Here is a 23,287-nt window from a genome sequence, read left to right on the forward strand (position 1 = left end):
ACGCGTAACGCCAACAAACCGCACACGCCACGCGTGGGCACGGTGTGCCCACACTACGGCGTCGCGACCGCTTCTTCCTCGTGCCCTTTCTTGAACCACGCGGCCACCCGTTTGCCCAGGCTGTCGAGATAGGTGTACGCCACCGGCACCACGACGAGCGTGAGCAGGGTCGAGGTGATCACGCCGCCGATCACGGCGCGGCCCATCGGCGCCTGCGTTTCGCCGCCTTCTCCCATGCCGATCGCCATCGGCAGCATGCCGAAGATCATCGCGAGCGTCGTCATCAGGATCGGGCGCAGGCGCACCTGGCCCGCCTCCATCAGCGCGTCGAACTGGTTGCGGCCTGCGCGCTGGCCGTGGTTGGCGAAGTCCACCAGCAGGATCGCGTTCTTCGTCACGAGGCCCATCAGCATCACGACGCCGATGACGGAAAAGATGTTCAGCGTCGTCTTCGTGACGAGCAGCGCGACGAGCACGCCGATCAGCGACAGCGGCAGCGACACCATGATTGCGATCGGCTGCAGGAAGCTGCCGAACTGCGATGCCAGCACGAGGTAGATGAAGATCACGGCGATGCCCAGCGCCACGCCGAAGCCTGCCATCGTCTCGTCCATCTGCTGGGCGTCGCCGCCGACGTCGAAGCGCACGCCGTCCGGCAGCTGCATGGCCTTCATCGCCTTGTTCACCTCGCCCATCACGTCGCCGAGCGGACGGCCGTTGAGGCCGGCGTAGACGGCCACGCGGCGCTGCAGGGCCTGGCGCTTGAGCATCTGCGGGCTGGTCGACGGGATGAATTGCACGACCTGGCGCAGCGGCACCATGATCGGATTGCCCATCGCATCCAGCTTGCTCGACGCCACCGACAGGTCGGCCAGGTCGGCCACCTTTTCGCGGCCCGACTTCGGCAGCTGCACGTTGACTTCGTAGTTCTGGCCGTCCGGCGCGAGCCAGCGGTTGGTCTGGTCGCCGGCGACGAACGGCCGCAGCGCGGTGCCGATCTGCTGCACGCTCAGGCCCAGGTCGGACGCCAGCTCGTGGTTGATCTTCACGATGGTGGCCGGGTTCGCGCCTTCCTGGCTGTATTCGATGTCGGCCACGCCGCGGATCTTGCGCATCTTGTCCATCAGCGTGTGCGCGACCGCGTCCAGCTTGGCCTCGTCGGTGCCGAGGATGGCGATGAAGATGGGGCGCTGGCCGACCGTCAGCGACACGCCGGCGATTTTTTCCAGGCGCTCGCGGATGACTTTTTCCATCTCCTGCTGCGAGCGGCGGTGCGTCTTGTGCACGTCCGTCAGCTTGACGTTCACCTGCGAGTAGTTACGGCCTTCCCACGAACCGATGATCGTCGAGACGCTGTCGATTTCCTTGAACCCGGCCAGCGCGGCTTCGGCCTGGCGCAGCTTGGCGTCCGAGTATTCCAGGCTGGAGCCGATCGGCGTCTTCAGGCGCAGCTGGATGAAGCCGTCGTCGACCTGCGGCACGAATTCGCCGCCGATCCTCGGCACCAGCATCAGGCTGCCCGCGAACAGCGCGACGGCCAGCAGCAGCGTCGACTTGCGCCACGAGAGCGCGAGCGCCAGCACCGTCGCGTACACGCCGTGCAGCCACTCGATGCCCAGCTCGATGCGCGCCATCAGGCGGCCCAGCCACGGCACGTACTTGAAACGGTCCTTGACCGGGTCGGGCCACACGGACGACAGCATCGGGTCGAGCGTGAAGCTGACGAACAGCGACACCAGCACGGCCACGGCGACGGTGATCCCGAACTGCAGGAAGAAGCGGCCGATGATGCCCTGCATGAACGCGATCGGCACGAACACGGCGACGATGGCAAACGTCGTCGCCATCACGGCGAGGCCGATCTCGCTGGTGCCGTCTTCCGCGGCGCGCACGTGGTTCTTGCCCATGCCGAGGTGGCGCACGATGTTTTCGCGCACGACGATGGCATCGTCGATCAGGAGGCCGATGCACAGCGACAGCGCCATCAGCGTGAGGAAGTTCAGCGTGAAGCCGAAGTACTTCATGGCGATGAAGCTGGCCAGCACCGAGATCGGCAGCGTCAGGCCGGTGATGATGGTGCTGCGCCACGAGTGCAGGAACAGGAACACGATCACCATCGTCAGCACCGCGCCTTCGGCGATGGTTTCCTTGACGTTGTCGAGCTGGCCCTGCACGTTCTTCGCCTTGTCGTCCAGGATGCGGAACTGGATGTCTTTCGGCAGGCTCTCCTTCATCGCGGCGATGGCGGCCTTGACGCCGGTGCCCACCTGGACCGTGTTGGCGTCCTGGATCTTCGCGATCTCCAGCGTGACGGCACGCTCGCCGTTCACGCGCGAGATCGATTGTTCCTCGGCGGCGCCGTCCGAAATGTCGGCCACCTGGCCCAGGTAGATCGGGCCTCCGGTGCGGTTGGCGACGACGATGCGCTTGAAGTCGGCCGCTTCCTTCATCTTGCCTTCGATGCGCACGAGGTTCTCGCGCGCGCCGCGGCTGATGCGGCCGGCCGGCAGGTTGGCGTTGGTCGCCGTGATGGCGGTCATCACCTCGTCGATGCCGACGTTCAGGCTGCGCAGCTGGTCCGGGCGGATGTCGACCAGCACCTGGCGGTCCTGCTTGCCGTTGACGCGGACCTGGCCCACGCCGGCGACGGCCTGGATGCGCTTGACGATCACCTGGTCGGCCAGCATCGACAGGTCGCGCAGGCTGCGCTCCTTCGACGTCAGCGACAGCAGGATCACCGGCTGCGTGTTCTCGCCTTCCTCGCGGAACACGACCGGTTCCTTCACTTCGCGCGGGAAGCCGCCGCGCACGGTGCCGATGCGGTCGCGCAGGTCCTGCACGGCGCGGTTCATGTCGACGGTCAGCTGGAATTCGATGCCGACGCCGGACCGGCCTTCCCACGACGTGCTGCGGATGGTCTTGATGCCGCCGACGGTGTTGGCCGCTTCTTCGATCGGGCGGGTGACGTCATTCTCGACCTGCTCCGGCGAGGCGCCCGGATACTGCGTCTCGATGAAGACGGCCGGGATCTCGATGTTCGGCATGCTCTCGACGCCCAGGCCGCGGTACGCGAACAGGCCGAGCACCATCAGGCCGACCATCACCATCGTGGCGAAGACCGGATACTTGATACTGGTACGGGTGATCCACATGGCTTCAGCCTTTCCGTGCCGGGGCGGTCGAGTCGGTGGTTGCGGTCGCGGCGTCGGGCAGCTTGACCTTGTTGCCCGGCTTGACGCCATCGAGCGGCACGGCCAGCACCGTCATTCCCGCCGCGGCGCCGTCGAGCGCTTCGACGAGGCCCGCGTCCTGGTTACGCAGGCCGAGTTTCACGGGCTGCACGACGACCCTGCCGTTGTCGATGCGGTAGACGACGTCGCGGCCGTTGTCCTGGCGGATGGCGCCGATCGGCAGCAACGGATGCGGGGCCGACTTCTCGGTGACGATGGTGCCCTTGGCGAACATGCCGGCGCGCAGCAGGCCGTCCGGATTCGCCACGTCCACGTACACGATCATGGCGCGCGAGCCGGTTTCCGTGGCCGGGTTGATGCGCGCGACTTTCCCCGCGAAGTTGCGGCCGTCGAAGCCGTCGACGCTGAACTGCACGTCCTGGCCTACGTGAATGCGGGGGATGTCGGAGGCCGGCACCTGGGCGTCGAGCGTCAGGTGTTTCAGGTCGACGATCGCGAACACGGGGCTGTCCGGCGCGAGCTTTTCGCCGGCCTGCGCGAGGCGCTTGCTGACGACGCCGGAGAGCGGCGCGTGGATCGTCGTGTCGGCCAGCGCGATGCGCGCGAGGTCCAGCTGGGCGCGCGCGGAATCGACGGCGGCCTGGGCCAGGTCGACGGCGTTCGCGGACGTGTCGTACGCGTTCTGCGCGATGAAATTCTGCTTGAGCAGCGAGGCGCTGTTGCTCATGTTTTTCCTGGCCAGCGCCAGGCGCGCCTGCGCCTCGGCCAGCACGGCCCGCTGCTGGGCCACGCGGGCGCGCGCTTCGGCGGGATCGAGTTGCGCGATCACCTGGCCGGCCTTGACGTCCATGCCTTCCTGCACCGCGGTCGACAGCACGATGCCCGATACCTTCGACTTGACGGTGGCCTGCGACAGCGGCGTCAACGAGCCCGTGACCGGCAGCGTGACGGCCAGCGCGCGCGTCTCGACGCGGGCGATGTCGCGCGCCGACAGCTCTTGCACCGGCGCCGAGGCGACCGCCGACGCCGGCGCGGCCGCCTGCGCGGGCGGCGCGGCGCGGTGTTTCAGCGCGTAGGCGCCGGCGCCGGCCAGCGCGACGGCGAGCAGCGTGAGCGCGATGACCTTGGTGCGACGGCGCGGCGCGACATCCGGGGTGGGCTGTTCGGCAGACAGGGGCAGGGACTCGATCTTCATGGTTATTCTTCGTGTGGTGGTGAGCGCGAGCGGCATGGGGAGCGCAAGTGCTCCGTCCTGCGGGGCAGGATGGAGCTCCCGGCGCATGAAAGCATGGTAGGTTTGGCGATGACGAATCGCTATCGGAATGCGACGAGCGGTGCAAAAGGAACGCTGAACTGCGCAAAATCCGGGACGGGCGTGAACGCGGTTGAGATGAACCCGAACATTAAACTACGTCGTCCCCGCGCAGGCGGGGACCCAATCTGCTCGTGTGACCGATACGCTGGCGAGCCCGGGATGGCGCCGGAGACGCTGTCGCGCCTGCGCCGAGACGACTTGCTACAACCGGCTGAATACGTCAACCATCCCCGTCCGGCCTACCGGCCCGCTCGAACAAGCGCAACCGCGCCAGCACCTGCCCGTGATCCGACGCCTCCGGCAAGCCGAGGTCGAGATGGTCGTTCAGATAGACGACATCGATGACCTCGCCCAGCGCACCCGGCAAGTCACGATTGAATTCCGCCGACACGAGAATATGGTCGATGGTCGTGTGGTAGCCATCATGCACATTGGAAAAGCCGACGTGGCGCAGCAGGTCCTGGCGGCCCTGCAACTGGCACGCGTCATACAGACGGTCGCCGCTGGGCGCGCCGATGCCCAGCACGATGCCGGTCGTGACCGCGTCGGCCACGTCGTTGAAGTCGCCCAGCACGATGCGCGGCCGGTGGTGCTCGTGCGCGATCCGGGTCAGCAGCACGCGCAGCGCCGCGGCCTCCGTGCCGCGCCGGATCAGCGAGCGCAGCGACGCCAGCGCGTACAGCTGCGGGTCGTCGCCCGTGTCGCCCGCGCGGTAGTCGGGACGGCGCGACTTGAGATGCACGACCACCACGTCGGCGACGAGGTCCGGCGCCAGCTGGATCGCCGTGTGCAGCGGCGCCCGCGTGAAGCGTTCAGGATCGCGATTGCCGGGCGGCATCGCAATTCCGGGCGGGAAATAAGGCATCTGCCGGGGCGCGTCCGCGAGCGGCAGGCGCGAGGCGAGGGCGACGCTGGGCGTCAGCTTGTCGGCGTCTGGATCGGGATCGAACCCGACGTGCACGGCATCGCGGAAGCGCCGCGTGCGCGACAGCGCCTCGGCCAGCGCGGCCTGGGAGAACACTTCCTGGAAACCGATCACGTCGGCGCCGAGCATGTCGATCTGGTGCGCGGTCCAGGCGATCTTCGCTTCGTACTCCTCGGACGTGCTCGGTTCCAGGTTGTCGTACAGCCTGGCGCCCGGCGGGGCGAGGTTACACACGTTGAAGGTGGCAAAGCGAATCTCTTGCTGCATAATAAGCAACTCCTCCGTTTGCATTTAGCGTAACACGCATGGCCAAGAAAGAGCATATCTCCGAAACCCCGGCGACCCAGTTCCTGCGCAAGCACGGCGTCGCGTTCTCGGAGCACCCCTACGAGTATGAGGAGCATGGCGGCACGACCGTGTCGGCGCGCGAGCTGGGCGTCGTCGAACACGCCGTCGTCAAGACCCTCGTGATGCAGGACGAGGCGGCCCGGCCCCTCATCGTGCTCATGCATGGCGACTGTAAAGTCTCGACGAAGAACCTGGCGCGCGCCATCCCGTGCAAGTCCGTCGAACCGTGCAAGCCGGACGTCGCCCAGCGTCATTCCGGCTATCTGGTCGGCGGCACGTCGCCGTTCGGCGTGCGCAAGGCGATGCCGGTGTATGTCGAGGACAGCATCCTGCAGCTGGACAAGATCTATATCAATGGCGGACGGCGCGGCTTCCTCGTCGGAATCGATCCGGCCGTGCTCGTCGACGTCCTGAAAGCCCGGCCCGTGCATTGCGCACTGGCCGATTGAGGGAGCGCCGACGGGAGCGCCGGGGGCGTTGCCCGACTATCGCCGGGCTCGGCCGATGGTGTATATTCACGCGCGCCAGGTGCCTGGCCTGGGATAAGAAAGAGACTCCATGTACACAATTCTGTTCACCGTCGCGGCCTACCTGATCGGCTCGATTTCCTTCGCCGTCGTGGCGAGCCGCCTGTTCGGCCTGGCCGACCCGCGTACCTACGGCTCGAAGAACCCGGGCGCCACCAACGTCCTGCGTTCGGGCAGCAAGAAGGCGGCCATCGCGACCCTCGCCGGTGATTGTGCCAAGGGCTGGCTGGCCGTCTGGCTGGCGATCCACTTCGGCGACCGGTTCGGCGTCGAGGACGGCGGCGTCGCGCTGGTGGCTATCGCGGTCTTCCTCGGCCACCTGTGGCCCGTGTTCTTCCGCTTCGTCGGCGGCAAGGGCGTGGCGACGGCGCTGGGCGTGCTGCTGGGCCTGAACGTCTGGCTCGGCCTGGCAACGCTGGTGACGTGGCTCGTCGTCGCCTACGCGTTCCGTTACTCGTCGCTGGCCGCGCTGGTGGCGGCGATCTTCGCGCCGTTCTACTACGGTTTGCTGTTCGGCGCCGACGAAAAACTGTTCGCCGTCGTCGCGATGAGCTTGCTGCTGCTGTACCGTCACGGCGGCAACATCGGCAATCTCCTGGCCGGCAAGGAGTCGCGCATCGGCAGCAAGTCCAAGGCCGCCGCCGCAGCCAAGGCAACTCACCGAAAGAAATAGCCCAAAACCGGGCTCTGACCCCGAATTCTCGATTTGCCGAATTTGTTTGACGCGCTGCTCCCTTTCGTTCGATGTGTCACCATATGCCATCCGCTGCAAACATGATGTGGCGTCAGTGAAAACGTGTCCAAAACAGGAAGGCGGTGAAACGTGAGCAAGCAGATGAGAATCGATTTCGTGTCGGATGTGTCGTGCCCGTGGTGCGTGATCGGGCTGAAATCGCTCGAGCAGGCATTGGAGCGCGTGGCCGATGCGATTACGGCCGACATGCACTTCCAGCCCTTCGAGCTCAATCCCGGCCTGGGACCCGACGGCCAGGACATCTTCGAACACATCGCCGAAAAATACGGTTCCACGCCCGCCCAGCAGGAACAGTCGCGCGAGATGATCCGCCAGCGCGGCGAGGCCGTCGGCTTCACCTTCGACATGAGCCGCCGCGGCCGCATCTATAACACTTTCGACGCGCACCGCCTGCTGCATTGGGCGGAAGGCGAGGGCCGCCAGCAGGCGCTCAAGGAAAAGCTGTTCGAGGCGTATTTCACGCAAGGCGAGAACCCGGGCGCGCACGACGTGCTGCTGCGCGCGGCGGGCGAGGTCGGCCTCGACGTCGAGGCCGCGCGCCAGGTGCTGGAATCGAACGCGTATGCCGACGAGGTGCGCCAGCTCGAATACTACTGGCAGCGCGCCGGCATCCGCTCGGTGCCCGCCATCGTGATCAACCAGCGCCACCTGATTTCCGGCGGCCAGCCGCCCGAGGTGTTCGAGCAAGCGCTGCGCCAGATCGCGCAGCAGGACGAGGAGCTCGAGCAGGACGAGGAACCGGCCGCGTAAGCGCCCGCCCGGCTCAGCTCAGTTCAGCTCAGTTCAGCTCAGATCCAGCACGATGGGCTGGTGGTCCGAGGCCGACGTCTCGGACTGCACGCTCATGTCGGCGACGCGTCCCGCCAGGTCTTCGGTGACGAAGAAATAGTCGTAGCAGCCGGGCTTTTCGGGCCATTTGAAGCCGTGCAGGCCGGCCGTCGGGGCGCGTGCCATGTCGCCGTGGCGCACCCGCCACGCGTCGACCAGGCCGAGCGCGCCGGCCGGCGCGGGCGCCAGCAGGGCGCGATAGTCTTCCGAATCGGGGCCGAAATTGAAATCGCCGCAGTAGATGGCCGTGCCGGGCCGGAAACCGAGCTGGAACGGCGGCTCGAGATCGGGCTCGGGCTGGTAGACGGCGGCCCGGGCGCACGTTTCCTCGTGCAGTTCGCGGATGCGCCGCACCTGCGCCCGGCGCTGCATGGGCGAAAAGTACTCGAGGTGGGTCGTCAGCAGGCGCAGCTTGCCGCCGGGCGCTTCCAGCACGGTTTCGATCATGCCGCGCGGCATGCCGGACGGGCGTTCCGGATCGACGGGCCACGGCAGCATGTGGCGCTGCGCCTGGGTGATGCGGAATTTGGACAACAGGATATTGCCGAATTGGCGAGGCAGATTGTTGCGATAGATTTCGCTCGGCGCCTGCTCGATCATGTGATACCCGCCGAACGCGCCGGCGAGTTGCTTGAACTGGCTGGCGCTGGCACTGCCTTCCAGTTCCGGATGGTTGGAAGCCACTTCCTGCAGGCAGATCACATCGGGATTCAGCTTGCGCAGCACATCGATGATTGCGTGGATGCGGATGCGTCCGTCCCTCCCACAGCCCCAGTGAATATTCCAGCTAACCACACGCATTCGATACCTCCGTAACACTCAACTGCCAGAGTTTGCCATTCTTTGGAGAATGACGGTCACACGGTAGGATCGATGTCAAGCTAACAAGTTCACCGGAACAGTGTCCGGAACGGCCGCGTGGCGGAACGGCGCGCGGCGCCGCGCCGGTGTCCGGCCGCTTCGTTCCGTATCAGGCGGGTTCGATCTCGTCCAGCGGCCAGCGCGGCCGCACATTGAACGCGTAATCGCGCTGCGCCGCCTCCGGATTGCGCTCCAGCCGCAGCGCCGCCGCGAACGCGATCATCGCGCCGTTGTCGGTGCAGAATTCCAGCTCCGGGTAATACACTTTGAACCGCTTCTTGGCCGCCGCTGCGTCCAGCGACGCGCGCAACTGGCGGTTGGCGCCCACGCCGCCGGCGATCACGAGGCGCTTCAGGCCCGTGTGCTTGAGCGCGGACACGCACTTCGCCGTCAGCACGTCGACGATGGCATCGACGAAGCCGCGCGCGATGTTCGCCTTGTCCTGCTCGCACACGTTGGCGCTCAGTTTTCCTTCCTCGGTAGCACTGTTCTTCACGACCGTGAGCACGGCCGTTTTCAGGCCCGAGAAGCTGAAATTGAAGTCCTTCGAATGCAGCATCGGGCGCGGCAATTTATACGCTTCCGGATCGCCGAATTCCGCCAGCCGCGAGATCGCCGGACCGCCCGGATAGCCGAGCCCCAGCAGCTTGGCCGACTTGTCGAACGCTTCGCCGGCCGCGTCGTCCAGCGTCTCGCCCAGCAGCGTGTAGCGGCCGACACCATCCACGCGCATCAGCTGCGTGTGGCCGCCCGAGACGAGCAGGGCGACGAACGGGAATTCCGGCCGCTCGCTGGCCAGGAGCGGCGACAGCAGATGGCCTTCGAGGTGGTGCACGCCCAGCACGGGCTTGTCCAGCGCGAGCGCGAGGCTGCACGCGACGGACGACCCGACCAGCAGCGCGCCGGCCAGGCCCGGGCCCTGCGTGTACGCGATGGCGTCGACGCGCTCCAGCGGCAGGTCGGCCTGCGCGAGCACCTGTTCCAGCAGCGGCAGCGCGCGCCGGATGTGGTCGCGCGACGCCAGTTCCGGCACGACGCCGCCGTACTCCTCGTGCATCGCGACCTGCGAGTGCAGTGCGTGGGCCAGCAGGCCGCGCTCCGTGTCGTACAGAGCCAGGCCGGTTTCATCGCAGGAGGATTCGACGCCGAGGACAATCATGGGCAAGCAGGAACAGTATGAGGAAGACAAGATGGCCGCTGCCTTCGCGGCGCGCAATCCGCCATTGTACCTTGCATCGGCTAAAATCGAGCACCGCCAAGCACAGCCCTCCGCATGACGCCCGCCGAATCCCTGTTCCACGCGGCCCGCGCGCACCTCGACGCGGGCGACCATGCCGCCGCCCGGGATGCCCTGCGCGCCGCGCTGGCGCTCGATCCGGATGCGGCGGCCGTCCACGCCAACCTTGCCTTCGCGCTGGCCGCCGGCGGCGACGTCGACGCCGCCGAGACCCACTACCGCCGCGCCATCGCGCTCGCGCCGCACGAATTGCAGACGTACCTGAACCTCGGCGCCATGCTCACGGCGCGGCACCGCGCCGGCGCCGCGCTGGCCGTCTACGATGCCGCGCCGGCGTTCGCGCAGGCGGCGCCCGCGCTGCTGTCGAACCGCGGCATGGCGCTCGTCGCCGCCGGCCGCGAGGATAAAGCGGAAGCCTGCTACCGTCGCGCGCTGGCGCTCGATCCGGATTACCGCAAGGCCGCGTTCAACCTGGCCTACGTCCTGCTGCGCCAGGGCCGCTGGGACGAAGGCTGGATGCGCCTCGAGTCGCGCGACTGGCTGGCGCCGATGCAGGATTACCTGCGCCTGCCGCGCTGGGACGGCGGGCCGCTGGCCGGGCGGCGCATCCTCGTCGGTGTCGAAGCCGGCCATGGCGACATGATCCAGTTCTGCCGCTACTGCGAACGATTGAAGGCCGCCGGCGCCGCGCGCGTGGGTGTGCTGTGCCATCCGGGGCTGGTCGCGCTGTTCGGCAGCCTGCGCGGCGCGGACGAGATCATGCCGCTCGACCGGCCGTTCGAGCGCGCCGATTGGGACGTGTGGGCCGCGCCGCTCAGCCTTCCGCTGCATTTCCGCACGACGGTCGACGACGTGCCGGCCGCGCTGCCGTATCTGGCGCCGGACCGCGCACGCAGCGCGCGCCTGGCGCCGCTGCTGGCGGCCGCGCCGGACGAGATGAAGATAGGCCTCGTGTGGAAGGGCAATCCGCGCTTCGAGAACGATGCCGCGCGTTCGCTGCCCGGTCGCGCGACCTTGGCGCCGCTGCTGCAGGTGCGCGGCGTACGCTGGTTCAGCCTGCAGAAAGGGCCGGGCGAGGACGAGGCAAGGGACGGCGTGGTCGACCTGGCGCCGGCAATCGACGACTTTGCCGATACGGCCGCGCTGATCGCGGGACTGGATCTCGTGATCACGGTCGATACCGCGTGCGCCCACTTGGCGGGAGCGCTCGGCAAACCGTGCTGGGTGCTGCTGCCGGCCTGGCAGGCGGACTGGCGCTGGCTCGCGGACCGCGCGGACACGCCCTGGTATCCGCACGTGATGCGCCTGTTCCGCCAGCGCCGCGACGGCGTCTGGGATGAGGTGATCCAGGACGTGGCCCGCGCGCTCGCGGACCTGGCTTCGATGCGACCGACGTAGATGGCGGCACCGTTAAACGTCGTCCCCGCGCAGGCGGGGACCCAAGTTGCGCGCGCGATCGCGGCGCATGCCGAACTTAGGCGCAAGGCCCGAGGGCATCACGCCCGCTGCAGCAATTCCTGGTGCGCGCCGCGCAGCATGGCCTCCGTGTCGTCCCAGGCGATGCAGCCGTCCGTGACCGAGCAGCCGTACTTCAGCTGCGCCAGGTCGCCCGGGATCGGCTGGCTGCCGCCGACGATGTTCGACTCGATCATCACGCCGACGAGTGACTGGTTGCCGTGCTTGATCTGCTGGATCACGTCCGACATGACGAGCGGCTGCAGCTCCGGCTTTTTATAGCTGTTGGCGTGCGAGCAGTCGACGACGAGGTTCGCGGGCAGGCCGGCCTTCTTGAGCGCCTGCTCGGCAATCGCGACGGACACCGAGTCGTAGTTCGGACGCCCGCCGCCGCCGCGCAGCACGACGTGGCCATAGGCGTTGCCGCGGGTGCGCACGATCGACACGCTGCCCTGGTCGTTGATGCCCAGGAAGGAGTGCGGGCTGGACGAGGACAGCACGGCGTTGACGGCGATGCTGACGTCGCCGTCGGTGCCGTTCTTGAAGCCGACGGGCGTCGACAGGCCGGACGACATCTCGCGGTGCGTCTGCGATTCCGTCGTGCGCGCGCCGATCGCGGTCCAGGCGATCAGGTCGCCCAGGTATTGCGGAGAAATCGGGTCGAGCGCCTCGGTGGCGGTCGGCAGGCCCAGCTCGCACACGTCGAGAAGGAACTGGCGCGCGCGCTCCATGCCGACGTCGACGCGGAACGAGTCGTCCATGAACGGATCGTTGATATAACCCTTCCAGCCGGTCGTCGTGCGCGGCTTTTCGAAATACACGCGCATCACGAGCACCATCGTATCCTGCACCTCGGCCTGCAGCGCCTTGAGGCGGCGCGCATAGTCGAGGCCCGCAACCGGGTCGTGGATCGAGCAGGGACCGACGACGACGAACAGGCGCTTGTCCTTGCGGTCGAGGATGTTGCGCAGGGTCTCGCGGCCCTTCATCACGGTGGTGAAGGCCTTGTCGGTCAGCGGCAGTTTCTTGTGCAGCGCGCTGGGCGTCGGCATGGTCGCGAACGAGGTGACGTTGGTATTTTCGATATCGGGCGTGATCAGCATGGCAAGTCTTGTTTGTTCCTGAGGGATCAATGAGTCTAGCCTGAAATCGGCCATCCTGCACCCTCTTGCCCAAAAAACTCGCATCGGTGAGGGCCGGCGCGGGATGGTATGCTGTCATCCATGGACACGACCACCACAGCCGGGAACCCGGAATCGTTTGCCGCCGCCCGCTTCATCAAGGAGATCGGCCGCGGCGTGAAGGGCGCGCGCAGCATGACGCGCGAGGATGCGAAGCTGCTCTACGGCGCGATACTCGACGGGCGGGTGTCCGACCTGGAACTGGGCGGCATCCTGCTCGCGATGCGCATCAAGGGCGAATCGGTCGAAGAAATCGCCGGCTTCATGGACGCGGCCGAAGCCTCGTTCGCGCCTTTGCCCGCGCCGCCCGGCGACTTCGCTCCCGTGCTGATCCCCAGCTACAACGGCGCGCGCAAGCTGGCCAACCTGACGCCGCTGCTGGCCCTGCTGCTCGCGCGCGAGGGCGTGCCGGTGCTCGTGCATGGCGTGCAGGAAGATACGGGACGGGTGACGACGGCCGAGATCTTCGCCGAAATGGGCATCGGCCCCGTCGGTTCCACGGCCGACATGCTCGACGCTTTCGCGGATAAAAGACCGTGCTTCATGCCGATCGAACGGCTGGCGCCGGAACTGGCGCACCAGCTGTCGCTGCGCCGCGTCCTCGGCGTGCGCAATTCCACGCACACCCTCGTCAAGATCCTGCAACCGTTCGAGGGCCCGGCGCTGCGGCTCGTGTCGTACACGCATCCGGAATACCTGGCGATGCTGACCGACTATTTTCAGACCGCCGCCCCGCATCCACGCGGCGACGCCTTCCTCATGCGCGGCACCGAAGGCGAGACGGTGGCGAACGCCAACCGCGCCCAGGAAATCAACTGGTTCCACGCCGGACAAAAGACCTTGCTGGTCGAGCGCGACGCCCCGACCGACGAGCTGGCGCCGGCCCCGGAAGGCCGCGACGCGGCCGCCACCGCCGACTGGATCATGCGCGCGCTGCGCGGCGAACAGCCCGTGCCGCCGCCGATCGCGGCGCAGGTGGCGCAGTGCGTGAAAGTCGCCAGCGGGTTGCGCGGGTAGGTAAACGGCGCTGCCGTCCACGCGTCGAACGCACCGTCTAATTCGTCGAAAACGCCGTAGGGTGGGCACCCTGTGCCCACCAGGCGCATCGGTGACGCGAACGTGCCCACGACTGCCCCGGATAGGCGATGAACCTATGCACGGTTTTCCATGCCGGTGACGTACAATCACGCCTTTTGCGCGCAGCATTGACGGAACAGGCATGGCAAAACACTACGACGTGGCGATCATCGGCGCCGGCGCCGCCGGCATGATGTGCGCCGCCACCGCGGCCCAGCGCGGCAAGCGCGTCCTGCTGGTCGACCACGCCGGCAAGCTCGCCGAAAAAATCCGCATCTCGGGCGGCGGCCGCTGCAACTTCACCAACATCAACGCCGGCCCGCAGAACTTCCTGTCCGAGAATCCGCATTTCTGCCGCAGCGCGCTGTCGCGCTACACGCCCCACGATTTCCTCGCGCTCGTCAAGAAGCACCGCATCGCGTACCACGAAAAGCACCGCGGCCAACTGTTCTGCGACGACTCGTCCGAACAGATCATCGCCATGCTCACGGCCGAATGCGACGCGGGCGGCGTGCACTGGCGCATGCCGTGCAAGGTGGCCGGCGTCACGCGGAGCGCTGACGGCTTCCGCATCGACACGGACGGCGAACCCATCCTCGCCAGCAATGTCGTGGTCGCAACGGGCGGCCTGTCGATCCCGAAGATCGGCGCCACCGACCTGGGCTACCGCATCGCGAAGCACTTCGACCTGAAGATCGTCGAGACGCGCCCCGGCCTCGTGCCGCTGACGTTCGACGGCCCAAGCTGGCAACCGTTCGTGCCGCTGGCCGGCATCGCGCTCGAAGTCGACGTGGTCACCGGTTCGAAAAAAGGGAAAAATTCGAAGTACGGCTATTTTCGCGAAGATTTATTGTTCACGCACCGCGGCCTGTCCGGCCCGGCCGTCCTGCAAATCTCCAGCTACTGGCAGCCGGGCACGCCCATCGTGCTGAACCTGCTGCCGGAAATGGATGTGGCGGAAGAGTTGATCGGCATGAAGACGACAGTGAAAAAGCAGCTGGGCAATGTCTTGTCGCAATGGCTGCCCACCCGCCTGGCGGAGGGACTGGTGCTCGGCAACGGTTTCGCGCTGGATGCGCGCCTGCCCGACATGGCTGATGCGAAATTGCGCAAGCTGGGCGATGCGATCAACCGCTGGGCCATCGTGCCGACCGGATCGGAAGGTTATAAGAAGGCCGAGGTGACGCTGGGCGGCGTCGACACGCGCGAACTGTCGCAGCAGACCATGATGGCGAACAATGTTCCGGGCCTGTATTTCATCGGTGAGACGGTCGACGTCACGGGCTGGCTCGGTGGATACAATTTCCAATGGGCATGGGCTTCCGGCGTCGCGGCGGGCAGCGCGATCGAGTGAAATTGCTGCGATGTGGCAACAAACACACTGATGAAAAACTTCGCACAGATCTTGAAAAGCTGTTAGAATTTCGTTCTTCCCTAAATCCAACGGTTTCATTTTTACATGACCACTATCCGCCTTAAAGAAAACGAGCCGTTCGAAGTCGCTATGCGTCGCTTCAAGCGCACTATCGAAAAAACCGGTCTGCTGACGGAACTGCGCGCTCGCGAGTTCTACGAGAAGCCGACTGCAGAGCGCAAGCGCAAGCTGGCAGCTGCCGTGAAGCGTCACTACAAGCGCATCCGCAGCCAGCAACTGCCGAAGAAGCTGTACTGATTTACATTCACGCCTGACCCGGTGACGGCCGATTGCCAGTCCCGGCTTTGCAAGGCCTGAATTCGACGAAGCCCGCTCCGGTTGTGCCGCAGCGGGTTTTGCCTTTTGCCCCTATCGAATGGAGTTTCCATGAGCTTGAAAGACCAAATCACCGACGACATGAAAGCCGCGATGCGCGCCAAGGACAGCGAGCGCCTTTCGACCATCCGCCTCTTGATCGCCGAGATCAAGCGCAAGGAAGTGGACGAGCGCATCGAGCTGGATGACGCGCAGGTGGTGGCCATCGTCGAGAAGATGATCAAGCAGCGCAAGGATTCGATTACCCAGTTCGAAAATGGTGGCCGCCAGGATCTGGCCGATAAGGAAAAGGCCGAATTGACCGTGCTGGCGGCGTATATGCCTGCCGGCCTGTCGAATGAAGAAGTCGCCGCCGAAGTGGCTGCCGCGGTCGCCGCATCGGGCGCCGCAGGTCCGCAGGACATGGGTAAGGTGATGGGCATCCTGAAGCCGAAACTGGCCGGCCGTGCCGACATGACGGCCGTCTCGGCCCAGGTCAAGAAAGCCCTGACCGGCGCTTGATCCCCTGCAGGACACGGCTGCGGCATCGACACCACGGCCGTGTCTGTTTTTGATGCACCGGAGCGGCAACGCCATGTTGCATTGTTGCAAATCAACTTGTAACGAGCCCTGCGGTATAGTCTGACCTGAGACAAATACTGTTAGATCAAGTGATTCCGCAATCATTCATTACCGACTTGCTCAATCGCGTTGACATCGTCGACGTGGTGGGGCGTTACGTGCAGTTGAAAAAGGGCGGCGCCAATTACATGGGGCTCTGTCCGTTTCACAACGAAAAATCCCCCAGTTTTACGGTCAGCCCGACCAAGCAGTTTTATCACTGCTTCGGCTGCGGCGCCCACGGCACCGCCATCGGCTTCATGATCGAATACTCGGGCATGGGTTTCATCGACGCCGTCAAGGACCTGGCGCAAAGCGTCGGCATGGTGGTCCCCCAGGCCGACGACAAGATCCCGCCGGCCCAGCGCGCCGCCCAGCAGGCGCAGACGCTGGCCCTGTCGGACGCGTTGAACCAGGCCTGCGACTTCTACCGCGCCCAGTTGCGCGCCGCGCCGAATGCCATTGCCTATCTAAAAGGCCGCGGCCTGACGGGCGAAGTGGCCGCCCGCTTCGGCCTCGGCTATGCGCCCGGCGGCTGGGACAACCTGCGCTCGGTCTTCCGCGATTACGACGCGCTGGCGCTCGTCGAATCCGGCCTCGTCATCGATAAGGTCGACGAGGATGGCAGCAATAAAAAGCGTTACGACCGTTTCCGCGAACGGATCATGTTCCCGATCCGGAACACGAAAGGGCAGGTGATCGGCTTCGGCGGCCGTGTGCTCGACGGCGGCGAACCGAAGTATCTGAATTCTCCTGAAACGCCGCTGTTCCAGAAAGGTCACGAGTTATACGGCCTGTTCGAGGCGCGCCAGGCGATCCGCGACGCCGGCTATGTGCTGGTGACGGAAGGTTATATGGACGTCGTCGCCCTGGCCCAGCTCGGCTTCCCGCAAGCCGTGGCAACGCTCGGCACGGCTTGTACCAGTACCCACGTGCAAAAGCTGCTGCGCCAGACGGACAATGTCATCTTCAGTTTCGACGGCGACAAGGCCGGCCGCCGCGCCGCCCGCCGTGCGCTGGAAGCCTGTTTGCCCCAGGTAACGGACAACAAGACGATCAGGTTCTTGTTCTTGCCGCAAGAACACGATCCGGACAGCTATGTGCGCGAATTCGGCGCGGACGCGTTCGCCCAGGAAATCAACGAAGCGATGCCGCTGTCGCAATTCCTGCTGCGCGAAGTGACGACGGAACACGATCTCGATACGCCGGAAGGTCGGGCGCGCGTCCAGTTCGATGCGAAACCGCTGCTGCAGTCAATGACGCCGACGGCCCTGCGCCTGCAGATCGTGCGCGGCCTGGCGAACCTGACCGAGTCAACGCCGGCGGAGATTGAAGCGTTGTTCGAGTTGTCCAAACCGGTTGCGGTTGCGCGTAAGGCGCCGCCGCGCCAGGGACGGCCGGAACCGGTCGGCCTGGAATTGCAGATGTCGCGCATCCTCGTCGCGCATCCGGCGCTGGCACTGGGCCTGGATGAATCAGCGTTGCGCGCGTTTGATCATTTCGGCGTCGAGCAGTCCGAGCGTTTGCGCCAGCTCGTGGCGATGGCGCAGGAACTGGGTGCGAACGGTACGTTCGCCGCGTTGTCCGAGCAACTGAAGGAAACGAGCAACGAGTACGACAACCTGATCGCGTCGATCGCGGTGGAACCCGAATCGGATAGCGACAGCGACCGCGTTTGGCTGACAAGTGCTGTGAGGCAAGTCAAGATGGACGTATTGAAACAGGAGTTGAACCAGTTGTTTTCTTCCGGATTGACCCCAGATCAGGTGAGTGCCCGCTATCGCGAAATCACAGCTCAGCAGGACCTCTTGGCCCGGGAAGCAGCAAACGACACCCCTGCGAAATTCGCCTGACGGAGGGTGGCCGCCATGGCGGCGTTCTCGACTGGAAAGTATAGGGGCGCGTGCTATAATAAAACGCTAACTATTGCAAGCATTGAAACGATTTTTCGTATCAATCCGTGCGGGGTGTTTCAGTTAGCTGGGCCACAGAGTGTGCCTGCAGCGTGATGTAAGGTAACAAAACTTTATCTTTAACCATAGTAAAGTGGTCGTTGTGACTTCGAAAGCGCCTGTGCCAACCAAGAAACCCGAACCCAAAGTGGCTACCAAATCCACCAGGATGTCCGCTAAAGTGGACAATTCTCAAGACAAGGCGGAAGCTCGCGTTGCGGGTGTCGCCCCAGTCAACCAGACGACCGACGCGGAAGCCCTCGCCGCGATCGACACGTCGGGCTACGTGCTGCCGGCCGTCAAGGTACCAGGCCGGCGTGGCCGCAAGCCCAAGGAATTCACCCCGGAGAATGACGAAGTTGCCGCCCTGAACGCGGTCGAGCGCGCCGAGCTGAAAGCCGTCGACAAGGCCAAGGCCAAGGACCGCAAGGCCAAGGAAAAGGCGCTGCTGAAAGATGCGTTCTCCTCGGACACGGAAGCGAGCGAAGAGGAACTGGAAATCCGCCGCCAGAAGCTCAAGGCCCTGATCAAATCGGGCAAGGAGCGCGGCTTCCTCACGTATTCCGAGATCAACGACCATCTGCCGGACAACATCGTCGATCCGGAAGCAATCGAAGGCATCATCGGCACGTTCAACGACATGGGCATTGCCGTCTACGAGCACGCGCCCGATGCCGAAACGCTGCTGCTGTCCGATAACGTCGCCACCGTCACGAGCGACGACGAAGCCGAGGCTGCCGCCGAGGCGGCGCTGTCGACCGTCGACTCCGATTTCGGCCGCACCACCGACCCCGTCCGCATGTACATGCGTGAGATGGGCTCGGTCGAGCTGCTGACCCGCGAAGGCGAGATCGAGATCGCCAAACGCATCGAGGACGGCCTGCGCGACATGATCCAGGCGATCTCCGCCTGCCCGGTGACGATTGCCGAAATCATCGACGCCGCGCGTCGCATCGAGCAGGACGAGATCAAGATCGACGAAATCGTCGACGGCATGGTCGACTCGGACAACGACGATGGGACGTCGCCGAGCGCCGTCGCCCCGGCCGGGACCGACGCCGACGACGACGAGGAAGACGACGGGGACGAGGAAGAAGAGGAAGAGGAAGAAGAGGCGAACGCCAATTCCGGCGCAGCCGGCTATTCCGCCGAACAGCTCGAACAGTTGAAGAACTCGGCCCTCGAAAAATTCAGCATCATCGAACAGCAGTTCGACAAGATGCGCAAGTCTTACGAAAAGCAGGGCTACAACTCCGACGGCTATATCAAGGCCCAGGAATCCATCTCGAACGAACTGCTCGGCATCCGCTTCACCGCCAAGGTCGTCGAGAAGCTGTGCGACACCTTGCGCGGCCAGGTCGACGAAGTGCGTCATATCGAGAAGCAGATCCTGGACGTGGCCGTGAACCGCTGCGGCATGCCGCGCGCCCACTTCATCAAGGTCTTCCCAGGCAACGAGACGAACCTCGACTGGGTCGACGGCGAAGTGAACGCCGGCCACGCCTACAGCGCCATCCTCGGCCGCAATATCCCGACGATCAAGGAACTGCAGCAACGCCTGATTGACCTGCAAGCCCGTGTCGTCCTGCCGCTGCCGGACCTGCGCAACATCAACCGCCAGATGGCGGCCGGTGAAATGAAGGCGCGCAAGGCCAAGCGCGAAATGACGGAAGCAAACTTGCGTCTGGTTATCTCGATCGCGAAAAAGTACACGAACCGCGGCCTGCAATTCCTCGACCTGATCCAGGAAGGCAATATCGGCCTGATGAAGGCGGTGGACAAGTTCGAATACCGTCGCGGTTATAAATTCTCGACGTACGCCACGTGGTGGATCCGTCAGGCCATCACCCGTTCGATCGCGGACCAGGCGCGCACGATCCGTATTCCGGTGCACATGATCGAAACGATCAACAAGATGAACCGGATCTCGCGCCAGATCCTGCAGGAAACGGGCGCCGAGCCGGACCCGGCCACCCTCGCGATCAAGATGGAAATGCCGGAAGACAAGATCCGGAAGATCATGAAGATCGCGAAAGAGCCGATTTCGATGGAAACGCCGATCGGCGACGACGACGATTCGCATCTGGGCGACTTTATCGAGGACAACAACACGCTGGCGCCTTCGGACGCCGCGCTGCACGCCTCGATGCGCGGTGTAGTCAAGGACGTGCTCGACTCGCTGACGCCGCGCGAAGCGAAGGTGTTGCGCATGCGCTTCGGCATCGAAATGTCGACCGACCACACGCTGGAGGAGGTCGGCAAGCAATTCGACGTCACCCGCGAGCGCATCCGCCAGATCGAAGCGAAGGCGCTGCGCAAGCTGCGCCACCCGTCGCGTTCCGACAAGCTGAAGAGCTTCCTCGAGAACAACAGCGGCTGAGGCTTGACGGACCCACGCTAAAACAATATCCTCTCGCCACTTCGGACAATCCGGCACGCAGGTGCCGTCCGCGAGTGGCGAGTTTTTAGCGTCTTCGGATGTACCAGTTTCGGGCCTCTAGCTCATGCCTGGTTAGAGCAGCGGACTCATAATCCGTTGGTGCCCAGTTCGACTCTGGGGAGGCCTACCAATAAAATCAAGGACTTAGGTGAAAGCCTAAGTCCTTTTTTCATTTCTGGTGGGCACGGCGGTACAATTTCAGTACGGTAAGCAAATTTTAAGAGTACTGGAGAGTGAATGGCAACGATCGTTAAGACCCCGTCAGGAACCTGGAAGGCAGTCATCCGCAAGACGGGATGGCCAACTACGGTCAAGACGTTCCGCTTGAAAAAAGACGCTGAAGACTGGTCCCGCCGAACTGAAGACGAGATGGTACGTGGTCTGTTCATCCAACGCAGTCCCGCAGAGCGGATGACCTTTGACGCGGCCATGAAACGCTATCTGGAAGAGGTAACGCCTACTAAACGACCCCTGACCCAGATTGCGGAAAGGCCGCGCGCCAACCCGTTGGTAGCGTTCTTTGGCAAGTATTCGCTTGCCGCTATCACGACGGAACTGATCGCCGAGTATCGCGACCTACGCCTGGCCGGCAAAGACCGCATGAAGGACGACAAGCCACAGCCCCGATCCGCGAATACTGTCCGACTTGAGCTCGCGTTAATGGGGCACTTGTTCACGGTAGCCGTGAAAGAGTGGGGTCTTGGTCTTCCTTTCAATCCAATGTTGAACTTGCGTCGTCCAGCGCCTGGGCCCGGACGCAATCGTCGTCTCAGCGCAGACGAGGAAGCTCGACTGTTGGCGGCTGTCGATGCGTATTCCAATCCTATGTTGGGCTGGATCGTACGTATTGCCATCGAGACTGGTATGCGCTCATCCGAGATCGCCACATTGCGCTGCTCACAAGTTGATCTGCATCGGCGTATCGTACGGTTGATCGAGACGAAAAACACACTGCCACGAACAGTGCCGTTGTCGAAGTCAGCGACTGAAAATTTCCGTCTCGCGTTACGTAATCCGGCTCGTCCTGAAAATACTGAACTGATCTTTTTTGGCGAGCCAGGTAAGGACGGAAAGCGCAGGCCATACAACTTCAACAAAGTATGGGGTGACATTAAAAAGGCAGTCGGCGTGACCGACTTCAAATTCCATGACCTGCGTCATGAGGCCGTCAGCCGGCTCGTGGAAGCTGGGTTAAGCGATCAGGAAGTTGCATCTATTAGCGGTCATAAGTCGATGCAGATGTTACGGAGGTACACTCACCTTAGGGCTGAGGATCTGGTTGCAAAGCTCGACAGTGTTCAGTAAGCCAATCAAACTGGTTCGTATTCGCGGCAAGGCTGATGCCTGATCAATTTGGTCGAAGGAGAAACGAGATGGAAGCGCCGAAGAAAAACCTACAGAAGCTGATATTCAGTTCCGAATTTATGGATGGGGTAAGTAGGGCTATCGAAAAAGCTGTCGCGGAAGCTGATGCAGCAGGTCTGCCTCCAGCCTACGAACCAGCGTTTTCAAAACTAAAAGAGTTCCGGGGTTATCAGAAGAAATCACGTGAAGAGCTAATCGAGCTGCGCCGCCAAGCACGGGCTAGGGAGCTAAAAAAGGATCACGCAACCCTTGAATTTCACCGCAAAGTGTTTGACCTGTTAGAAGAGGGCGGCCAACCTGCAGGTTTCATCACACGTAAAGCTCGAGAGATGATCCAGATGTGGGAAAGTAAAGGACTGAACAGCAAATATGGGCCGCAGTGGAAGCAACTTCTGGGGAGGTGTACCAGATTCTGTGTAAACGAGTCTTTGTTTAAGTCTGCGGCACGCGGTCTTCAAACTGGATGGCGAAGCGGTTTAGCGCAGCTTTCCAGTCCCGTATCGGCATCGTCCACTTCTTGCTGATGTTGTTCAGGGCGAGATAAAACAGCTTGCTGACAGCTTCATCGGTCGGAAAGGAACTGCGTGCCTTAGTGACTTTTCGCAGGCTCATGTTAATCGATTCAATAGCGTTCGTGGTGTATATCACCTTGCGGATTTCCGGCGGGTAATCGAAGAACGGTATAACGCGCGCCCAGTTGCGGCGCCAGGACTGGCTTATGGGTTTATACTGTTTATCCCATTTATCTTCGAATTCAGCAAGCCTGAGTTCAGCCTCGTCGGTGGTGGCTGCACTGTAGATCAGCTTCAGATCGGCGGCGACCTCCTTCTGCGCTTTCCAGGGAACGAAGTTCAGGCTGTTGCGCACCATGTGAACGATGCACAGCTGAACCGAGGTCTGCGGATAGACCGCCTCGATGGCGTCCGGGAAGCCTTTCAGGCCGTCGACGCAGGCGATGAAGATGTCCTGTACGCCGCGATTTTTTAGCTCGGTCACGACCTGCAGCCAGAACTTCGCGCCTTCGGTTTGGGAGATCCACAGGCCCAGCACTTCCTTGTGGCCATCCATGTTGACGCCGATGGCCAGGTAGACCGCCTTGGTGCGCACTGCGCCGTTGTCGCGCACCTTGACGTGGATGCAGTCGAGATACAGGATCGGGTACACGGCATCGAGCGGGCGGGCCTGCCAAAGCTTCACATCCTCACTGACAGCGTCCGTGACGTTGGAGATGAGGGTCGGTGACACCTCGGCGCCGTACATCTCTTCCAGATGGCTTTGGATCTCCCGCACGCTCAGGCCACGTGCGTAGAGCGAGATGATCTTGTCGTCGAAGCCGGCCCAGCGGGTCTGATGTTTGACGACGATCTGCGGCTCGAACGTGCCCTGGCGGTCGCGAGGAACGTCGAGCGGCAGCGCGCCGAAATCGCCCTTGAGCGTCTTGGTGCTATGGCCGTTACGGGTGTTGGCGGTGCTGTTGGTCA

19 protein-coding genes and 1 tRNA gene are annotated in these 23,287 nt (G+C 63.8%); 13 read left to right on the plus strand and 7 right to left on the minus strand.

Translation table 11 applies throughout. The features are described from left to right. Positions 1–53: 53 nt before the first annotated feature. The 3 genes from U9J41_RS14465 to U9J41_RS14475 form a co-directional block, all read right to left on the minus strand. On the minus strand, positions 54–3,152 hold the full coding sequence (locus U9J41_RS14465; protein WP_322402893.1) for an efflux RND transporter permease subunit: 3,099 nt from the start codon (positions 3,150–3,152) through the stop codon (positions 54–56). Between the two features lie 4 nt (positions 3,153–3,156). Beyond that, positions 3,157–4,386 carry an efflux RND transporter periplasmic adaptor subunit gene (locus U9J41_RS14470; protein WP_322402894.1) on the minus strand — a complete coding sequence of 410 codons (1,230 nt, stop codon included), beginning with the start codon at positions 4,384–4,386 and terminating at the stop codon, positions 3,157–3,159. A gap of 340 nt (positions 4,387–4,726) precedes the next feature. Beyond that, positions 4,727–5,698: an endonuclease/exonuclease/phosphatase family protein gene (locus U9J41_RS14475; protein WP_322402895.1), complete on the minus strand. Its 972-nt coding sequence runs from the start codon at positions 5,696–5,698 to the stop codon at positions 4,727–4,729. A 38-nt stretch (positions 5,699–5,736) separates the two neighbouring features. Here U9J41_RS14475 and ybaK point away from each other — a divergent pair, with 38 nt between their 5' ends. The 3 genes from ybaK to U9J41_RS14490 all read left to right on the plus strand — a co-directional run bounded on the left by ybaK (position 5,737) and on the right by U9J41_RS14490 (position 7,810). After that, a complete protein-coding gene (gene ybaK, locus U9J41_RS14480) occupies positions 5,737–6,228 on the plus strand; it encodes a Cys-tRNA(Pro) deacylase (protein WP_322402896.1) in 492 nt (163 codons plus the stop codon). A gap of 109 nt (positions 6,229–6,337) precedes the next feature. Beyond that, positions 6,338–6,979 carry a glycerol-3-phosphate 1-O-acyltransferase PlsY gene (gene plsY, locus U9J41_RS14485; RefSeq protein ID WP_322402897.1) on the plus strand — a complete coding sequence of 214 codons (642 nt, stop codon included), beginning with the start codon at positions 6,338–6,340 and terminating at the stop codon, positions 6,977–6,979. 162 nt (positions 6,980–7,141) lie between these two features. Then, positions 7,142–7,810 (plus strand): DsbA family oxidoreductase, encoded by a 669-nt coding sequence (locus U9J41_RS14490; protein ID WP_322402898.1) that lies wholly within the window; start codon positions 7,142–7,144, stop codon positions 7,808–7,810. 33 nt (positions 7,811–7,843) lie between these two features. On the opposite strand, the gene U9J41_RS14495 is transcribed toward U9J41_RS14490, so the two are convergent. Both U9J41_RS14495 and tsaD read right to left on the minus strand, forming a co-directional pair. Beyond that, complete coding sequence (locus U9J41_RS14495) at positions 7,844–8,689, minus strand: endonuclease/exonuclease/phosphatase family protein (protein ID WP_322402899.1); 846 nt, start codon at positions 8,687–8,689, stop codon at positions 7,844–7,846. 169 nt (positions 8,690–8,858) lie between these two features. Next, entirely contained in the window at positions 8,859–9,908 is a 1,050-nt protein-coding gene (gene tsaD / locus U9J41_RS14500) for a tRNA (adenosine(37)-N6)-threonylcarbamoyltransferase complex transferase subunit TsaD (protein ID WP_322402900.1), read from the minus strand. Between the two features lie 114 nt (positions 9,909–10,022). Here tsaD and U9J41_RS14505 point away from each other — a divergent pair, with 114 nt between their 5' ends. Then, complete coding sequence (locus tag U9J41_RS14505) at positions 10,023–11,384, plus strand: tetratricopeptide repeat protein (protein ID WP_322402901.1); 1,362 nt, start codon at positions 10,023–10,025, stop codon at positions 11,382–11,384. Positions 11,385–11,482: 98 nt separating this feature from the next. Here the strand turns inward: U9J41_RS14505 and U9J41_RS14510 are convergent, their stop codons facing one another. Next, entirely contained in the window at positions 11,483–12,541 is a 1,059-nt protein-coding gene (locus U9J41_RS14510) for a 3-deoxy-7-phosphoheptulonate synthase (RefSeq protein ID WP_341850616.1), read from the minus strand. Positions 12,542–12,664: 123 nt separating this feature from the next. On the opposite strand from U9J41_RS14510, the gene ybiB reads away from it, so the two are divergent. The 9 genes from ybiB (at position 12,665) to U9J41_RS14555 (ending at position 22,330) form a co-directional block, all read left to right on the plus strand. Beyond that, positions 12,665–13,639: a DNA-binding protein YbiB gene (ybiB, locus tag U9J41_RS14515; protein ID WP_322402903.1), complete on the plus strand. Its 975-nt coding sequence runs from the start codon at positions 12,665–12,667 to the stop codon at positions 13,637–13,639. A gap of 202 nt (positions 13,640–13,841) precedes the next feature. Beyond that, positions 13,842–15,053, plus strand: a complete 1,212-nt coding sequence (locus U9J41_RS14520) for a BaiN/RdsA family NAD(P)/FAD-dependent oxidoreductase (RefSeq protein WP_322402904.1) — start codon at positions 13,842–13,844, stop codon at positions 15,051–15,053. A gap of 105 nt (positions 15,054–15,158) precedes the next feature. Then, entirely contained in the window at positions 15,159–15,371 is a 213-nt protein-coding gene (rpsU, locus tag U9J41_RS14525) for a 30S ribosomal protein S21 (protein ID WP_005665410.1), read from the plus strand. Positions 15,372–15,500: 129 nt separating this feature from the next. Continuing rightward, positions 15,501–15,950 (plus strand): GatB/YqeY domain-containing protein, encoded by a 450-nt coding sequence (locus tag U9J41_RS14530; RefSeq protein WP_322402905.1) that lies wholly within the window; start codon positions 15,501–15,503, stop codon positions 15,948–15,950. 149 nt (positions 15,951–16,099) lie between these two features. Then, a complete protein-coding gene (dnaG, locus tag U9J41_RS14535; RefSeq protein WP_322402906.1) occupies positions 16,100–17,902 on the plus strand; it encodes a DNA primase in 1,803 nt (600 codons plus the stop codon). 268 nt (positions 17,903–18,170) lie between these two features. Further along, the gene (gene rpoD, locus U9J41_RS14540; protein WP_322402916.1) at positions 18,171–20,381 is read left to right on the plus strand and encodes an RNA polymerase sigma factor RpoD; all 2,211 of its coding nucleotides are present in this window, start codon (positions 18,171–18,173) and stop codon (positions 20,379–20,381) included. A gap of 111 nt (positions 20,382–20,492) precedes the next feature. After that, positions 20,493–20,571, plus strand: a tRNA-Ile gene (locus U9J41_RS14545). Between the two features lie 107 nt (positions 20,572–20,678). Next, positions 20,679–21,746 carry a site-specific integrase gene (locus tag U9J41_RS14550; protein WP_322402907.1) on the plus strand — a complete coding sequence of 356 codons (1,068 nt, stop codon included), beginning with the start codon at positions 20,679–20,681 and terminating at the stop codon, positions 21,744–21,746. 68 nt (positions 21,747–21,814) lie between these two features. Continuing rightward, positions 21,815–22,330, plus strand: coding sequence for a hypothetical protein (locus tag U9J41_RS14555; protein ID WP_322402908.1), 516 nt, complete (start codon positions 21,815–21,817; stop codon positions 22,328–22,330). Here U9J41_RS14555 and U9J41_RS14560 read toward each other — a convergent pair. Beyond that, positions 22,239–23,287: IS256 family transposase (locus U9J41_RS14560; RefSeq protein ID WP_322402909.1), on the minus strand; the 1,049-nt coding region annotated here is incomplete at its 5' end. The two genes, U9J41_RS14555 and U9J41_RS14560, sit on opposite strands and share 92 nt — an antisense overlap.

This window comes from Massilia luteola, assembly GCF_034420155.1.
Lineage (GTDB): Bacteria > Pseudomonadota > Gammaproteobacteria > Burkholderiales > Burkholderiaceae_D > Telluria > Telluria luteola.

Bases quoted from the DNA above. Each gene is read 5' to 3' on its own strand.
- U9J41_RS14465 (WP_322402893.1), bottom strand. From the start codon at position 3,152: ATGTGGATCACCCGTACCAGTATCAAGTATCCGGTCTTCGCCACGATG.
- U9J41_RS14470 (WP_322402894.1), bottom strand. From the start codon at position 4,386: ATGAAGATCGAGTCCCTGCCCCTGTCTGCCGAACAGCCCACCCCGGAT.
- U9J41_RS14475 (WP_322402895.1), bottom strand. From the start codon at position 5,698: ATGCAGCAAGAGATTCGCTTTGCCACCTTCAACGTGTGTAACCTCGCC.
- ybaK (WP_322402896.1), top strand. From the start codon at position 5,737: ATGGCCAAGAAAGAGCATATCTCCGAAACCCCGGCGACCCAGTTCCTG.
- plsY (WP_322402897.1), top strand. From the start codon at position 6,338: ATGTACACAATTCTGTTCACCGTCGCGGCCTACCTGATCGGCTCGATT.
- U9J41_RS14490 (WP_322402898.1), top strand. From the start codon at position 7,142: ATGAGAATCGATTTCGTGTCGGATGTGTCGTGCCCGTGGTGCGTGATC.
- U9J41_RS14495 (WP_322402899.1), bottom strand. From the start codon at position 8,689: ATGCGTGTGGTTAGCTGGAATATTCACTGGGGCTGTGGGAGGGACGGA.
- tsaD (WP_322402900.1), bottom strand. From the start codon at position 9,908: ATGATTGTCCTCGGCGTCGAATCCTCCTGCGATGAAACCGGCCTGGCT.
- U9J41_RS14505 (WP_322402901.1), top strand. From the start codon at position 10,023: ATGACGCCCGCCGAATCCCTGTTCCACGCGGCCCGCGCGCACCTCGAC.
- ybiB (WP_322402903.1), top strand. From the start codon at position 12,665: ATGGACACGACCACCACAGCCGGGAACCCGGAATCGTTTGCCGCCGCC.
- U9J41_RS14520 (WP_322402904.1), top strand. From the start codon at position 13,842: ATGGCAAAACACTACGACGTGGCGATCATCGGCGCCGGCGCCGCCGGC.
- rpsU (WP_005665410.1), top strand. From the start codon at position 15,159: ATGACCACTATCCGCCTTAAAGAAAACGAGCCGTTCGAAGTCGCTATG.
- U9J41_RS14530 (WP_322402905.1), top strand. From the start codon at position 15,501: ATGAGCTTGAAAGACCAAATCACCGACGACATGAAAGCCGCGATGCGC.
- rpoD (WP_322402916.1), top strand. From the start codon at position 18,171: ATGTCCGCTAAAGTGGACAATTCTCAAGACAAGGCGGAAGCTCGCGTT.
- U9J41_RS14550 (WP_322402907.1), top strand. From the start codon at position 20,679: ATGGCAACGATCGTTAAGACCCCGTCAGGAACCTGGAAGGCAGTCATC.
- U9J41_RS14555 (WP_322402908.1), top strand. From the start codon at position 21,815: ATGGAAGCGCCGAAGAAAAACCTACAGAAGCTGATATTCAGTTCCGAA.